Source organism: Hyphomicrobium sp. (assembly GCF_047600905.1).
Lineage (GTDB): Bacteria > Pseudomonadota > Alphaproteobacteria > Rhizobiales > Hyphomicrobiaceae > Hyphomicrobium_B.
This window is the reverse complement of the sequence record NZ_JASGKD010000001.1, coordinates 3902466-3916408: the sequence shown is the minus strand read 5'-3', so window position 1 is coordinate 3916408 and position 13943 is coordinate 3902466. Positions and strand designations below refer to the sequence as shown.

The following is a 13943-nucleotide window of genomic DNA, read 5'->3' as shown; positions in this document are numbered from 1 at the left end:
TCAACCTGCTTTTTCGAGCCGGATCTCGACGGACCGCCGATGTCCTTCGAGCCCTTCCGACCTCGCCAGCGTCATTGCCGCTGGCCCAAGCTTCGCAAGCGCGGCCGGATCGAGCTTCAAGATCGAGGTCCGCTTCATGAAATCGAGCACGCCCAATCCGGACGAAAACCGTGCGCTCCGCGCAGTCGGCAGGACATGGTTCGAACCCGAAACATAATCGCCAATGACCTCCGGCGTCACTCCGCCGATGAAGATCGCACCGGCATTGCGGATTTGCTTCCCCAGACCCTCGGCGTCCGCCGTCGCGATCTCGAGATGCTCGGCGGCGATCCGGTCCGCGAGAGGCACGGCCTCGCTGAGCGAATCCAAAATGATTGTGGCGCCGAACGTGTTCCAGCTTTCGCCCGCGATATTTCCACGCGGCAGCGTCTCGAGCTGCCGCTTTACGGCTTTTTCGACCGCCGTCGCGAAAGCGGCGTCATCCGTCATCAAAATGGACTGCGCCGCCGTATCGTGCTCGGCCTGGGCCAAGAGATCGGAAGCGATCCATTCGGGATTGTTGTTCTTGTCCGCAATCACGAGAACTTCTGAAGGCCCGGCGATGGAATCGATGCCGACGACGCCGAACACCTGCCGCTTCGCCGCCGCGACATAGGCATTTCCCGGCCCGACGATCTTGACCACCGGCTTGATCGTCTCCGTGCCATAAGCGAGCGCTGCGACAGCCTGCGCCCCACCAACACGATAGATTTCCGAAACGCCCGCGACTTGGCCGCCGCCAGCACGAGCGGATTGAGATCGCCGCTCGGGGACGGCACCACCATGACGATGCGCGGCACGCCCGCGACCTTCGCCGGCACTGCATTCATCAGAACCGAGCTCGGATATGATGCCAGGCCACCCGGAACATAGAGCCCGACGGACTCGACCGCCGTCCAGCGGTGCCCAAGCTCCACGCCGGCGGCATCGGTATAGCGATCATCCCACGGCAGCTGCCGCTTATGATGATCGGCGATGCGATTGCATGCGAACGTCAGCGCGTCGAGCGTTTCCTTGGTGCATTCGGCATACGCCGCGTCGACCTCGGCCGCCGTTACTGCAATGCCTGCGCGCTTCAGGTCGAGCCGGTCGAACTTCTGGGTCAGATCGATCAGCGCCGCGTCGCCCCGCGCACGAACGTCATTGATGATCTCGCGCACGGCATTGTCGACGTCGACGGACACCTCGCGCTTCAGACCGAGCAGTTCCGTGAAGCGCGCTTCGAAATCTTTATCGTTGTTGTTAAGCCGCACAGGCATCGGAACTTCAGTCCTTGGGAATTGATCGAAGCAAAACTCAGCTTGCGCCCTCGGGATGCTCGGGTGAGCGCTTGGCTGCCCACGCCGCCCCGAGATCTTTCAATTCGATCTCGATACATTCGACGCCCAGCCGAATGGCCGCGCCACCGGAAAATGTCAACGTGACATTGCCTTCGGGGGATTTGGCACCCCCCGTCGGCTCGAATGTGACGGCCAGAAGCGCCAATGAAGTCCGCTTGTCCTTCAGATCTAACCCCTGGATTTGCGCGGCATTCACCCGCTCGAAGCGGACCGCGGCCCGGCGACGCTCGAACTGCGGCTCCGCCCCGCGTTTCGCCTTTAGCGCTCCATCCGCCGCGTTCGCCCAGTCGAAGCGGTTGGCGATGGCGACGAAACGCTTTTCCTTCGGCAGATAGGCCATATCCCCGACGCGCAAAACCGCATCCTGTAAATGCGCGGAAATGACCCCGAGATCTTCGGCATCGAATGCGATGAGTTTCAAATCCGGCATCGTAACGAATGTCTCCCGCAGGTAGCCGGGCGGCTTGGCTGTCGCCGAGTGTTACAAAGACGCGTCGCATGCCGCAACGGCTGCACCCGGCGCCAACGTCAGCCGCTGCTCAACCGCTCGATCTCGGCTCCGCACGCGCCAAGCTTTCGCTCCAGCTGCTCAAAACCGCGATCCAGATGGTAAACACGGTTGATCACCGTTTCGCCTTCGCCGGCGAGCCCTGCGATCACCAGCGACACCGACGCCCGAAGATCGGTCGCCATCACCGGCGCACCTTTGAGCGTCTTCACGCCCTTGATCGTCGCCGTGTCGCCGTGCAGCTGAATATCGGCCCCAAGCCGCGCCAGCTCCTGGACGTGCATGAATCGATTTTCGAAGATCGTCTCGCGGATAACGCTCGTTCCCGAGGCCCGTGTCAGCAGCGCCATGAGTTGCGCCTGCAGATCGGTCGGAAAGCCGGGGAAGGGCTGCGTTTCGACCGAAATCGGTTCGATGCCGCCGCCGTTCCTCGAAACCCGCACGCCCGTCGCCGTCGCTTCGACCGACGCACCCGTCTCGGCCAGAACATCGAGCGCAGTCTTGAGATCGTGGTAATGCGCGCCTTCCAGCATCACGTCGCCGCCTGTCGCCGCGACCGCCATCGCAAACGTGCCGGTCTCGATACGGTCGGGCAAAACCGTATGAATGGCGCCCTCCAGCCTATCGCGGCCCTGAATACGCAGCACCGACGTGCCGATGCCTTCGACTTTCGCGCCCATCTTTGTAAGGCACACCGCGACATCGCCGATTTCCGGCTCGCGTGCGGCGTTCTCGATTACCGTTTCGCCCTTCGCCAGCGCCGCAGCCAGCAGCACGTTGTGGGTGGCGCCCACCGAAACCTTCGGAAAAACAATATGCGCGCCCCTGAGCCCTTTCGGCGCCTTGGCGACCACGTACCCGCTGTCGATATCGATGTCGGCGCCAAGTTCCTTGAGCCCCATCAGATGAAGATCGACCGGCCGCGTGCCGATGGCGCAGCCTCCCGGCAGCGAAACCTTCGCCTGCCCCATGCGCGCGATCAGCGGCCCCAGCACCCAGAAGCTTGCCCGCATCCGCGACACCATCTCGTAAGGCGCCGTCGTGTCGACGATGTCGCGCGCGGTGAGATGGATCGTATCGCCGAGATGGCTCGGCGGGCTCGACCGCTTGCCGTCAACCGCCAAGTCGACGCCATGATTGCGCAAAATCCGGACCAGAAGATTGACGTCGGCCAGATTGGGAACGTTCTTGAGCGTCAGGCGGTCTTCAGTCAGCAGGCTCGCGATCAGCAGGGGCAGAGCCGCGTTCTTGGCGCCGGAAATCGGAATGGTCCCGCGAAGCTGCTGGCCGCCGACAATTCTGATGCGATCCATGAATTCCAATCGTCTCCAGGTAGGAAAATCGCGCGAATCGGCCGAAAGGCTGAAAGCGCGTGATTATCCGTTGCGCATTAGTCTCGGCAAGCTGCTTTTCCGGCAGAAAGACCGCCATGCCTCGTCATCAACCGGCGTTTCCCCCGCCATCCGCTTTGGTCTCTTTGTCGCGTCGAGCCGCAGCCTTGCGGCGCTTCAGATTGGCCCTGAGTTCCTCAGCCAGCCGCTCCTTGCGCGTCATCCGCTGCGAAGACGGCTTCGCCCCCGAGTTTACTGACGGTTTTGGCGGCAATTCCTCGTTCATCGGCCTTTCGCACGTTTCGATGCGTGTCGCAAAACTCGCAATTTACGCCCCGTCGTCTTCCACGCATTAGCTTGGCTTTCCGGCTTGCTCGCCGTCAAGCCTTGTGGCAGTGTCCGCCCGCCCGAAGCAGGAGCCTTTGCGGCGCACCGTTTGGTGCGCGTAAATCTCTGTAAATCTTCGAGGCAATCCGCCCCTTTAGCTGCCGTAGCTCAGTGGTAGAGCACTCCCTTGGTAAGGGAGAGGTCGAGAGTTCAATCCCCTCCGGCAGCACCATAAAACGACAGGGCGCAAGCCGCCTGGCCTGCGCCCCATCAATCCGAAACACGCTAGGCGATTATCGCGCTTTCTGCCACGCAAGCCGCCGCGCCATTTCGAAGGCGTGCGTGAAGTCGAGCATCAGCGGCGCCTTGGCTCCGATCATCCGGCGCAACAGCGCAGCCTGCGTCTTGTATTTGATGTCGCCGATCGCGAGCGGCCCGACCGACGCAATCGCCGTTTTTTCCAGCTCGCGCCCGAAATCGAACAGCTCGACGCCTTCAATTCCCGACGGCGGGACGGCATTGACGTCGGCAACGACCTTGAGCCGTTTCGAGGCGCGCAATTGCTTCGCCGTCAAAACCCGGATGCCTGCCGCTGCCGCGCACAGAACGACGTCGGCGCGCGCAACGATCTTGGCCTTATCCGCGTCGCGGCCGCCGAGAACCGGAACCAGGTTGACGCCAAACCGCTCCTTCGCCGCCCGAACCAACGGCCGAAGCGGCGCTAGGCCCATATGCGATACGACTTCGACTTTCGCACCCTGAAGTGCTGCGATGACGGCGGCGGCAAAGCCCACCACGCCCGTCGCGCCGAACACGGCGACCGTCGCTCCCTTCAGCGATTTCGCTGTTTTATTCCGATAGACCTCTTCGACGCACGCGACCATGGCCGCCGCTGTCGTAAACGAGCCGCCGGGATCGGCCAGCGCCGAAAGCGTGAACGGCGGCACGAGCGCCGATTTCGCGGCCTCAAGCATATCGAGCGCCAGCAGCGCGTCCTTGCCGCCAATAAAGACCGCCGTCCGGCTGCCGAATTCAGGCGGCCGCGAGAAGATGGCGTCCTGCACCAGGCCGCGCGTGTGCTCCAGTCCGACATTCGTATGCGGAACGACAACCGTGAAGCCGGCATCCACGGCCATGTTCACATCGAACGGGCTCGCAAATGATTGCGTCGAAAGGAAATGCAAAATGGGTGTGGCTTTTTTTGTCCGCTTATTTTGTTTCGCGCTCTTCTCTGTACCGATGCTTTCGCTTTCCAGATCGAATAGGCGATCCTCGGTGTCGATCTTAATTCGCAGCGACTCGTCCATCGGCATGACTCATTCCTTTTGACCGTCGATCCGATACGCAGGCACTTTCGGACGGGATATGAAATCACCCGTTCGCAACGGCCAGAACATTCGGCTGGATGTGAAGAACGCTTAAGACATGCCGTTCGGACAACGGCGGCGCGACGTTCGGCATCATGCCTGCGAAGGCCGTTATTCCGGCCATCGGTGCGCATGCCGAAATTAGGTCGGCCAAAGCCAATATTGCGTTAAGGCGGCAATGGCGCGAAGGCCGAAAACGAAAATAAAAAACGCTGAAATCAATTGGCGGGAGCCGATTTATTAGTATTTCCAGAAATTATCGGACGGCATTTTAAATGCTTAATCGGCGATTACTTCTCGCGCACCTCTTCGACCTGATAAAGCGGCCGGTATCGCCGCGTGACGACCGTAACGCGGGCCCCGTCCCTAAGGCTGGGGGATCCCTGGGTCACGAGCTGGATGGTGACCCCACTGTCGGTCAGAAGCTCGGCATAATTGCTTCCCCACACTCGGAGCGTTCCCGAGAACACGTGGGTCCCGGGTTCGAGAAGATCAGGAGTGCCTGTTTTCGGGCCACTCATGTTCCGCGCACCGCATCAGCCAGAGCCGACCAGAGTTTGCCGACGAAATCGCGTCATACGCAAGGCAGCCTTCGCATCATCTCCCGAATTCTGCCTGCGCCACGCGGAGCCCGATCGCCGCCTTCGCAAAAAAATGAAAAGGCCAACGGGTCTATCTTGACTATTAGTCGCGAACGGCTCATGTGACGCGTGCGGCCGAAGCGTTTGCAACGCCGCAAATCCGAAGGAACCCAACCCTTGTCTAGCGACAGTAGTCGATTGCCCCGGCCGTCGAGGCTCGTGGACTGACCGTTGGGTCGGCTCCCGCGATCCGTGCGACGGCGGATCGGAAGGTGAGCCATGGAAAACATCCGTAACGCATCGGGCGACGATGTCGACCCGATCGTCCTGGTCGAGTTGCTCGAAGAGCACGACGCCGACATTGTCGCTCAGCTCAACGAGCAGGATCTCGAGACGGCGGCATCGATCCTGTCGCAGCTGCCTCTCGACCGCGTGGTCGAGATCTTCGACCGGCCCGAGCTTTCACGCGCCAGCGACCTGATCCTGGAATTGCCCGAGGAATTCGCCGGCAAGGTCCTGACCGGCATGTCCGCCGACCGAGCCGCCGACCTGCTACGGCAGATGGACGGACCGGACCAGACCCGCCTTCTCGCCCTCCTCGACTTCGAGACGGCCCAGTCCCTGAAGCTGCTGCTCGCCTACCACGAAGGCACCGCCGGCAGCATCATGACGACCGAGTTCGTCAGCGTCCCGTCGACCTTCACCGTCGCCGACACCCTGAAGCTCATCCGCGAGGTCGAGCACACGCGCGAAACGGTCTACGCCATCTACGTCACCGATCCCGTAACCCGCGAGTTGGTGCGTACCGTCACGCTGCGTCAGCTGATCACCGGCGCGCCGGAAGATAACATCCTCGACGTCGCGCCCGACCGCGATCCGATCACAGTCGAACCAGACACCGACCGCGAGGAAGTCGCTCGTCTGATCTCGATCCACGACCTTTTGGCCGTTCCCGTTCTGAATGCTCGCCATCGCGTCCTCGGCATCGTCACTGTCGACGACGTGATCGACGCCATTCTGGCCGAAAGTACCGAAGACGTGCAGAAGTTCGGCGGCGTCGAAGGCATGGCCGAACCGTACCTCGAAATCGGCTTCTTCGAGATGATCCGCAAACGCGCCGGCTGGCTCTGCGCCCTCTTCCTCGGCGAAATGCTGACGGCGAGCGCAATGCAGCACTATTCCGACGAGCTTGAAAAAGCCGTCGTCCTGACGCTGTTCATCCCGCTGATCATGAGCTCGGGTGGCAACTCCGGTTCGCAATCCACCTCGCTGCTGATCCGCGCGCTGGCGCTTGGGCAATTGCGGCTCAAAGATTGGTGGCGCGTCGCAGTCCGCGAGATCCCGACGGGCATCACCCTCGGCACTATTCTCGGAATCATCGGCATGGGCCGCATCGCACTCTGGCAAAAGATCGGCATTTTCGACTACGGCGAGCACTGGCAACTGGTGGCTTTGACTGTCGGCCTCGGCCTGATCGGCATCGTCACCTTCGGCTCCCTGACCGGCGCCATGCTGCCGTTCCTTTTGAAGCGCGTCGGCTTCGACCCCGCGAGCGCATCTGCGCCCTTTGTCGCAACCCTCGTCGATGTCACCGGCCTGATGATTTACTTCAGCGTCGCCATGCTCGTGCTGCGAGGCACATTGCTCTGACAAGGTGCCCTTCCGTGCGTCCCGCCGGATACTCATTCCGGCGGGAGAGAGGTCAAATTAACTTCTCCGGCCCGATAGGGTCGACAAAGCCGGCGACAATCACCATTTAGCCCGACGCAAGCTCATGTTTGCCGTTCCGATTCCGATGGGTCTATAAGGGCGCTCCGCTTGCCGTAGATGGCCCCGCCAGGATTTCACACCAGCTCAGTGTTCATATGAATTCAGACAACAAGCCGACGCGCGACGAAGTCGAAGAGGCCGTCAAAACCATCATCCGCTGGTCGGGCGACGATCCGGCGCGGGATGGCCTGCTCGAAACCCCCGAGCGCGTCACCAAAGCTTTCGAAGAATGGTTCCGCGGCTACGGCGAAGACCCGGAAGCCATTCTGAATAAGACCTTCGAAGAGATCGAAGGCTACGACGAGATGATCGTCCTGCGCGGCATCCGCTTCGAAAGCCATTGCGAACATCACATGGCGCCGATCATCGGCCGCGCCTGGGTCGCGTATATTCCGAACGGCCGCGTCGTCGGGATTTCCAAGCTTGCACGCATCGTCGACGCCTACGCCAAGCGCCTTCAGATCCAAGAGAAGATGACCGCGCAGATCGCCAACACCATCCAGGATGTGCTTCAGCCTCAAGGCGTCGCGGTCATCCTCAAGGCCGAGCATCATTGCATGACGACGCGCGGCGTCCATAAGCCCGGCACCGATATGGTGACGAGCCGCATGCTTGGCGTCTTCCGCGACAACCCGATCACGCGTCAGGAGTTTCTGGCGTTGGTGACGGAGGATACGAAGACGTCCTGACCTCAGGCGGCGGATAATTGACGGCAACCAGGTAAAGGCCCGACGCGGGCGCAACGGGTCCACACGCTTCGCGGTTTGCTGCCCTCAGCGCAGCCTCAAGATCGCGACGCGTCCACTTGCCTTCTCCGACGAGCTTCAAGCTGCCGACCATCGACCGCACCTGATGGTGCAGAAACGATCGCGCTGAAACCGTGCAGATGATCTCGTCGCCGTCGCGCGAAATTTCGAAGATATCGAGCGTCTTCACCGGCGATGCGGCCTGGCACTGCGCGGCGCGGAAGGTCGTGAAATCGTGCTTGCCGACCAGCGCCTGCGCCGCTTCGTGCATCTCGCCCGCATCGAGTTCCTGCATCGTCCACCACACGCGGTTGCGATCGAGGATCGGCGGCGCCCTTCGCGTGAGCAGACGATATTTGTAATGCCGCTTGATTGCGCTGAAGCGCGCATCGAAAGTCTCGTCGACCTCGGCACAGGCCACGATGCCGACTGGGTGCGGCCGCAAATGAAAGTTCATCGCATCGCGAACGCGGCCGGGCGCCCACTCTTTGCTCAAATCGAAATGCGCAACCTGGCCCAGCGCGTGAACACCCGCGTCCGTGCGACCCGCGCCGCGCACGCCGACCGCCTCTTGCGAAAACTTGGCGATCGCGTCTTCGAGCAACCCCTGGATCGACACGCCGACAGCCTGCCGTTGCCAGCCGACAAAAGACGTTCCGTCGTATTCTATGGTGATGCGATAGCGCGGCATTCAAACTCGGCGATGAGGGATGATTGCGTCATCCCTAGACGTTCCGAAGCGCGGGCTCAACGTTTGACGCCTATTCTTCGTCCTGCTTCGCCGGACTTTCGGGCTTGGCTTTATGGATGGCCTTCGGCGCTCGCGCGCTCGGAACCCGGTAGAACGCGGCTCCCCGATACACGACCCCGCCAGGAATCTCGGTCTTTTCGTCAACCACCCAGGCGGGATCGAACGGAATCGGACGAATAACTCTGACTCCCGCTTCGATCGTCACATCGGCGCCGGGCACCAGATACCTTCCCGTTGCCGCCCTCGGCCCCCCGAAGTCCGCAGCCATTGCGGCACCTTGAAACGCGGCCGTCGAAACTAGAAAAATGCAGATCCGCCGAAACATCTTCGTACTCGCCGCTACCAACCGCTGAGTTGTAGCCTCAAGCGCGAACGTTTGCAGTCGAAATCGGCGAAATCATTAACGCCCGAACCGCTCTCCAACAGAAAGCCGCGTCCCGCGCAGGAAGTCTGCAGCGGCCATCGGTTGCTTTCCCGCCCGTTGCAGCTTTTCGATCCGGATTGCCCCGGTTCCGCACGCGACGGTCAGACGATCGTCGAGCAACACGCCGGGTTCACCAGAGCTCTCGACCGGCGCCGCCAAAAGCACCTTGATCCGCTCGCTCTTGCCACCGATCTCGGCATCGAACCACGCGCCGGGAAAGGGCGACAGCCCGCGAATGTGGTTGGCGACGTCTGAGGCACTCCGAGAGAAATCGATTTTCGTCTCGCCCTTGTCAATCTTGGCCGCGTACGTCGCGCCGTCGCTTGGCTGCGGAACACATTGAAGACGTCCCGCCTCCAGCATTGAGAGCGCTTGAACCATCAGCTCCGCCCCGAGCTTTGACAGCTCATCGTGGAGTTCCCCCGCTGTCGTGTCCGCCGCAATCGGTACATCGCGCCCGAGGCAGACGGGACCCGTGTCGAGACCCTGTTCCATCCGCATGATGTTGACGGCGGTGACGGTATCGCCTGCCATGATCGCGCGCTGGATAGGCGCCGCGCCGCGCCAGCGCGGCAGCTTCGAGGCATGAACGTTGAAACAGCCAAGACGGGTCGCTTCGAGGATCGCTTTCGGCAGCAGCAGACCGTATGCGACGACGACCGCCGCGTCCGCCCCAAGCGCCGCGAATGCATCGCGATCTTCTTCGCTTTTGAAATTCACCGGCGTGCGGACCGCAATGCCCAGCGCTTCCGCGCGCCGTTGCACAGGCGACTTGACCTCGGCCATGCCGCGCCCCGCCGGTCGTGGCGGCTGGCTATAGACCGCGACGACCTCCTGCCCCGCCGCCACGACCGCATCGAGCACCGGCACGGAAAAATCCGGCGTCCCCATGAATACGATCTTCAGCGGCATACAGACCCCATACGTCATCCTCGGCTTTATGCCGAGGATCCATTCCGCAATTCAAGCGAAGCCCGGTGGATCCTCGGGACGAGCCCGAGGACGACAGCGAGGCGTGCGCGACAGCAAAAAATTTAGCTCTTCGCCTGCTTCTTGAATTTCCGGATGATCATGTCGCGTTTGAGCCGCGACAGGAAGTCGATGATGAGCTGGCCGTCGAGGTGATCGATCTCATGCTGGATCGCGGTCGCGAGCAGACCTGTGGCCGCGAGCTCCTGCTCCTTGCCGTGCCGGTCGATGTAGCGGACGGTCACCTCCGCCGGGCGCTCGATTTCAACGCGCACGTCCGGGATCGACAGACAGCCTTCCTCGTGCAGGCGCGTAGTCGAACCGAGCGCGACGAGTTCAGGGTTCGCCATGGCGAGCGGGTTGGGCGGCTCCCCCTCTTCCGAGGTATCGAGCACGACGACCCGCTTCAGGACGCCGACCTGCGGCGCCGCAAGTCCGACGCCCGGCGCCGCGTACATCGTCTCGAGCATGTCGTCCATCAGCTTGACGACGGCATCGTCCACCCGCTCGACGGGATCTGAGATCTTGCGCAGGACGGGATCTGGAATCGTGATTATGGGAAGTACGGCCATGGCGCCTGACATATGAAAGGCCGCCGTTCCGGTCAATGGCGTGCGGCTCTATACCGTTCCGGACGCCGGTTGTTTGACGGCTTTGTTGCCACGGGCGGACGCCTCGAGCGCCTTGGCCGTGGTTTCGGGCGGCGACCAGCCGATCCGCCGGAGGCCGACCGCATCGGCCACCAGATCGCCCGTCAGCCGGTCCGCGAAATCCCCTTTTCCGACGAACCGCAGGATGCTGGCGAGCGAGCCGTCGGGCACCGGCAGCAGCAGGTCCGGACGCCCGAGCCCCCGTCGCAGTGACCGGATGATCTCGGCCATCGTTAAGGCTTCTCGGTCGGCGACGATAAACGATGCGTTCTCGGCCGTTTGCGTTTGCAGGATATATTGCAGCGCGCTAATCAGATTGCCGATGCTGACCAGCGACCGCCTGGCTTTCAGCGCTCCGAACGGCAGCGGCACCGGCAGGGCCGCGAGCCGCGTCAGGGCCGCCATGTTGCCCTTGACGCCCGGCCCGTAGACCAGCACCGGCCTCAGCACTGTCCAGTGCGTCGACGCGCCTTGCAGCACCTCCGCCATTGCAGCTTCCGCCGCCAGCTTCGAACGGCCGTAATCGTCGGTGGGCGCCGGCGGCGTCGCCTCGCTCACGACGCCCGAATACGTCGCGCCGACCTGCGCCCGGATCGACGACATCAGAACGAAGCGCTTCACGCGCGTTGCCCTCGCCGCCTTCGCCAGCTGCCGCGTTGCATCGACATTAATAGCGGTATAGGCGGCGGCCGGCAGATCCGCGCGGGACGCCGAAAGCCCTGCGGCGTGAATAACGGCGTCGACACCGCGGACGAGAAACTCGGCGGCGAACGAGCGCGACATATCACCAACCGCCACACCTTCAACACGCGGACTATCAAACACGATCGGATGCCGCGCAGCCGCCCGGATGCTGTAGCCACGCTCCGCCAGCACCCGAACCACGTGCTGACCGATAAAGCCCGACGCTCCGGTCACGAGAATGCGCTGCGCGATGCCCACACCCTCTCTCCGTCCGAAAAGGGATCGACTTGCCCGCCGATCTAGGACCGTCTTGTCCGAAAGTGCAACGCTTCGGCGATCAAAGCCTCAGCGTTTTCCCAAGACGCGCGATCAGACGATAGCCCGCGAATATGGCAATCAACCCAAAAGCCACGCCGCCGACCATGTTGCCCGCCAGCACGCCTTCGGCGCCATAGAGCTTTCCGCCCCAGATCACGAAAGGCACGGTTCCCAATGTCGCCCGGCCCCAGTTCAGGGCTGTCGAAAAATGCGGCCGACCGAGCGTGTTGAAAACCGCATTGGTGACGAATGTCGCACCGAGGAAAACGAACAGCGGCGACAGCCACCGGCAGAAAAACACGATGAGCTGCCGCACATCCGGTCCGGCATGGAACAATGTCGCGAGCGGATCAGCGAGCAGCGCCAGCATCAGCCACGCAACGCCGGTGAACGCCGCCATCGTCAGCAGCGAGAGCGTATAGGCATCGCGCATCCGCGTCGCCGAGCGGGCCCCGAAGTTCTGCCCGAGGATCGGCCCGACGACGCCGGACAGAGCGTAGATCGCCCCGAACGCCACCGGGATGATCCGGCCGATGATCGCCCATGCCGCCACCGCCGCGTCACCATGCGGAGCGATCGCGTGCGTGATGTAGGCGTTGCCGACAGCGGGCGCGATATTGGTCAGCACCGCCGGCATCGCGATCCGCCAATAGGGCGACACGTCCTGCTTCAGTGTTGCAAGCTTTGACCGCCCCATCAGATCGTGGACGCGGACGACACCCCACAACCCGACTGCCATCATCACGAGACGCGCCAGCACGGTGGAAAGCACCGCGCCTTCGATGCCCATGCCGTAATGGACGATGAAAACGACATCGAGGATCGTGTTGATCACGGCCCCGGATAACGTCACGTTCATCGCGCGTCGCGCATCCCCGACCGACCGCAACACCGCCGACGACGTCATGCCGAGCGACAGAAACGGCAGCGTCGGCAGCAACACCTCGAGATAGAAGCTCGCGAGATCCAATGTCCGGCCGCTGGCGCCGAGAAGACGCAGCAGCGGATCAATCGCGAACCATAGCGCCAGGCTCGCCATGGCAGAAAAGACAAACGCAAGCACATGAGCGTTCGCCGTCAATCGCCGGGCCCGCGCGCGGCGCCTTGCGCCAAGAGCCGGAGCGATCAGTGACGTCGCTGCAATTGAAAGTCCGATCCCGATCGACGTCGAGAAAAACAGAATGGAGCTGGCATATCCGACCGCCGCGATGATCGTGTCGTCGCCGATCCGAGACAGGAAATAGATGTTGGCGAGATCGCCGACGAAAACTGCCATCAGCCCGAGCGCGCCTGCCGCCGTCATCGTCAGGATGTGGCGCAGCAGCGAACCTGTTACAAACTTCGGATTGTTGCCGTCCCGCCGGACGGTTTCGACTTCGGCCATTCGCTTGATGTTTCCGCGCCGAGAGGGCCGGCGACCGTGTTTTATAATTTCCGCCGCGCCTTGAACGCCGCAGCCAGCGTGCCGTCGTCGAGATAATCGAGTTCACCGCCGATGGGAACGCCCTGTGCCAGCCGCGACACGGTCACATCCGTGCCCTGCAGCTGATCCGAGATGTAGTGCGCCGTCGATTGGCCCTCGACCGTCGCATTGAGCGCCAGCAGAATCTCCTTCACTTCCGGAGATTTCGCGCGCGAAATGAGATTGGCGATATTGAGCTGCTCGGGCCCGATGCCGTCGAGCGGCGACAGGTGCCCGCCGAGCACATGATAGCGCGCCGAGACGACGCTTGCCCGCTCCAGCGCCCAGAGATCTCCGACTTCCTCAACGACGACGATCAGACTCGAATCGCGGCGCGGATCGGCGCACACGCTGCACGGCGACACCGTATCGAGATTGCCGCACACCGGACATTCCGAAATCTTGTCGATCGCCTGCTGCAATGCGTCCGACAGCGGCAGCAGAAGTTCGTTGCGCCGCTTCAACAGCGCCAGCACCGCTTTGCGCGACGAGCGTGGCCCAAGCCCCGGCAGCCGCGCCAGCAGCTGAACCAGCCGCTCGATTTCAGGACCTGCCGTTTTGCGTGACATGTTTCATCTCTTACTGTCATCCCGGGCGAGCCCCCTTGCGAGACCCGGGACCCAAAGATTGCCGCAACGTTGTCGCGTGGCCCTGGGTCCCGGCCCTGCGCTGCGCT

14 protein-coding genes, 1 tRNA gene and 1 pseudogene are annotated in these 13943 nt (G+C 62.4%); 3 read left to right on the top strand and 13 right to left on the bottom strand.

Annotation, left to right across the window (positions count from 1 at the left end):
- The 4 genes and pseudogenes from hisD to QM780_RS18730 all read right to left on the bottom strand — a co-directional run bounded on the left by hisD (position 1) and on the right by QM780_RS18730 (position 3504).
- Positions 1-1298: pseudogene (hisD, locus tag QM780_RS18745) on the bottom strand (histidinol dehydrogenase).
- Positions 1299-1335: 37 nt separating this feature from the next.
- Entirely contained in the window at positions 1336-1809 is a 474-nt protein-coding gene (locus QM780_RS18740) for a DUF2948 family protein (protein ID WP_415071932.1), read from the bottom strand.
- Positions 1810-1907: 98 nt separating this feature from the next.
- On the bottom strand, positions 1908-3200 hold the full coding sequence (murA, locus tag QM780_RS18735; RefSeq protein WP_415068457.1) for a UDP-N-acetylglucosamine 1-carboxyvinyltransferase: 1293 nt from the start codon (positions 3198-3200) through the stop codon (positions 1908-1910).
- A 127-nt stretch (positions 3201-3327) separates the two neighbouring features.
- Positions 3328-3504, bottom strand: a complete 177-nt coding sequence (locus QM780_RS18730) for a hypothetical protein (RefSeq protein WP_415068456.1) — start codon at positions 3502-3504, stop codon at positions 3328-3330.
- A gap of 198 nt (positions 3505-3702) precedes the next feature.
- Between QM780_RS18730 and QM780_RS18725 the strand changes: the two genes are divergently transcribed.
- Positions 3703-3777, top strand: a tRNA-Thr gene (locus QM780_RS18725).
- Positions 3778-3838: 61 nt separating this feature from the next.
- On the opposite strand, the gene QM780_RS18720 is transcribed toward QM780_RS18725, so the two are convergent.
- Both QM780_RS18720 and QM780_RS18715 read right to left on the bottom strand, forming a co-directional pair.
- On the bottom strand, positions 3839-4858 hold the full coding sequence (locus QM780_RS18720) for an NAD(P)-dependent methylenetetrahydromethanopterin dehydrogenase (RefSeq protein WP_415068455.1): 1020 nt from the start codon (positions 4856-4858) through the stop codon (positions 3839-3841).
- Positions 4859-5202: 344 nt separating this feature from the next.
- On the bottom strand, positions 5203-5433 hold the full coding sequence (locus QM780_RS18715) for a hypothetical protein (RefSeq protein ID WP_415068454.1): 231 nt from the start codon (positions 5431-5433) through the stop codon (positions 5203-5205).
- 339 nt (positions 5434-5772) lie between these two features.
- Between QM780_RS18715 and mgtE the strand changes: the two genes are divergently transcribed.
- Together mgtE and folE are read left to right on the top strand one after the other, a co-directional pair.
- Positions 5773-7143, top strand: coding sequence for a magnesium transporter (gene mgtE, locus QM780_RS18710; RefSeq protein WP_415068453.1), 1371 nt, complete (start codon positions 5773-5775; stop codon positions 7141-7143).
- A 215-nt stretch (positions 7144-7358) separates the two neighbouring features.
- Positions 7359-7952: a GTP cyclohydrolase I FolE gene (gene folE, locus QM780_RS18705; protein WP_415071931.1), complete on the top strand. Its 594-nt coding sequence runs from the start codon at positions 7359-7361 to the stop codon at positions 7950-7952.
- Here the strand turns inward: folE and truA are convergent.
- The 7 genes from truA to recR all read right to left on the bottom strand — a co-directional run bounded on the left by truA (position 7900) and on the right by recR (position 13836).
- Positions 7900-8700, bottom strand: a complete 801-nt coding sequence (truA, locus tag QM780_RS18700) for a tRNA pseudouridine(38-40) synthase TruA (protein WP_415068452.1) — start codon at positions 8698-8700, stop codon at positions 7900-7902. The genes folE and truA overlap by 53 nt on opposite strands.
- 70 nt (positions 8701-8770) lie before the next feature.
- Positions 8771-9028, bottom strand: a complete 258-nt coding sequence (locus QM780_RS18695; RefSeq protein WP_415071930.1) for a hypothetical protein — start codon at positions 9026-9028, stop codon at positions 8771-8773.
- A 132-nt stretch (positions 9029-9160) separates the two neighbouring features.
- Complete coding sequence (fmt, locus tag QM780_RS18690; RefSeq protein ID WP_415071929.1) at positions 9161-10096, bottom strand: methionyl-tRNA formyltransferase; 936 nt, start codon at positions 10094-10096, stop codon at positions 9161-9163.
- A gap of 122 nt (positions 10097-10218) precedes the next feature.
- Positions 10219-10725: a peptide deformylase gene (gene def, locus QM780_RS18685; RefSeq protein ID WP_415072080.1), complete on the bottom strand. Its 507-nt coding sequence runs from the start codon at positions 10723-10725 to the stop codon at positions 10219-10221.
- 48 nt (positions 10726-10773) lie between these two features.
- Positions 10774-11745 carry an NAD-dependent epimerase/dehydratase family protein gene (locus QM780_RS18680; protein WP_415071928.1) on the bottom strand — a complete coding sequence of 324 codons (972 nt, stop codon included), beginning with the start codon at positions 11743-11745 and terminating at the stop codon, positions 10774-10776.
- A gap of 79 nt (positions 11746-11824) precedes the next feature.
- Positions 11825-13189, bottom strand: coding sequence for an MATE family efflux transporter (locus QM780_RS18675; RefSeq protein WP_415071927.1), 1365 nt, complete (start codon positions 13187-13189; stop codon positions 11825-11827).
- Between the two features lie 41 nt (positions 13190-13230).
- The gene (gene recR, locus QM780_RS18670; RefSeq protein ID WP_415071926.1) at positions 13231-13836 is read right to left on the bottom strand and encodes a recombination mediator RecR; all 606 of its coding nucleotides are present in this window, start codon (positions 13834-13836) and stop codon (positions 13231-13233) included.
- Between the last annotated feature and the right edge of the window lie 107 nt (positions 13837-13943).

Coding starts and splice junctions, on each gene's coding strand:
- QM780_RS18675 (WP_415071927.1), bottom strand. CDS start 13,189: ATGGCCGAAGTCGAAACCGTCCGGCGGGACGGCAACAATCCGAAGTTT.
- QM780_RS18740 (WP_415071932.1), bottom strand. CDS start 1,809: ATGCCGGATTTGAAACTCATCGCATTCGATGCCGAAGATCTCGGGGTC.
- QM780_RS18695 (WP_415071930.1), bottom strand. CDS start 9,028: ATGGCTGCGGACTTCGGGGGGCCGAGGGCGGCAACGGGAAGGTATCTG.
- mgtE (WP_415068453.1), top strand. CDS start 5,773: ATGGAAAACATCCGTAACGCATCGGGCGACGATGTCGACCCGATCGTC.
- QM780_RS18715 (WP_415068454.1), bottom strand. CDS start 5,433: ATGAGTGGCCCGAAAACAGGCACTCCTGATCTTCTCGAACCCGGGACC.
- folE (WP_415071931.1), top strand. CDS start 7,359: ATGAATTCAGACAACAAGCCGACGCGCGACGAAGTCGAAGAGGCCGTC.
- recR (WP_415071926.1), bottom strand. CDS start 13,836: ATGTCACGCAAAACGGCAGGTCCTGAAATCGAGCGGCTGGTTCAGCTG.
- QM780_RS18730 (WP_415068456.1), bottom strand. CDS start 3,504: ATGAACGAGGAATTGCCGCCAAAACCGTCAGTAAACTCGGGGGCGAAG.
- fmt (WP_415071929.1), bottom strand. CDS start 10,096: ATGCCGCTGAAGATCGTATTCATGGGGACGCCGGATTTTTCCGTGCCG.
- truA (WP_415068452.1), bottom strand. CDS start 8,700: ATGCCGCGCTATCGCATCACCATAGAATACGACGGAACGTCTTTTGTC.
- murA (WP_415068457.1), bottom strand. CDS start 3,200: ATGGATCGCATCAGAATTGTCGGCGGCCAGCAGCTTCGCGGGACCATT.
- def (WP_415072080.1), bottom strand. CDS start 10,725: ATGGCCGTACTTCCCATAATCACGATTCCAGATCCCGTCCTGCGCAAG.
- QM780_RS18720 (WP_415068455.1), bottom strand. CDS start 4,858: ATGCCGATGGACGAGTCGCTGCGAATTAAGATCGACACCGAGGATCGC.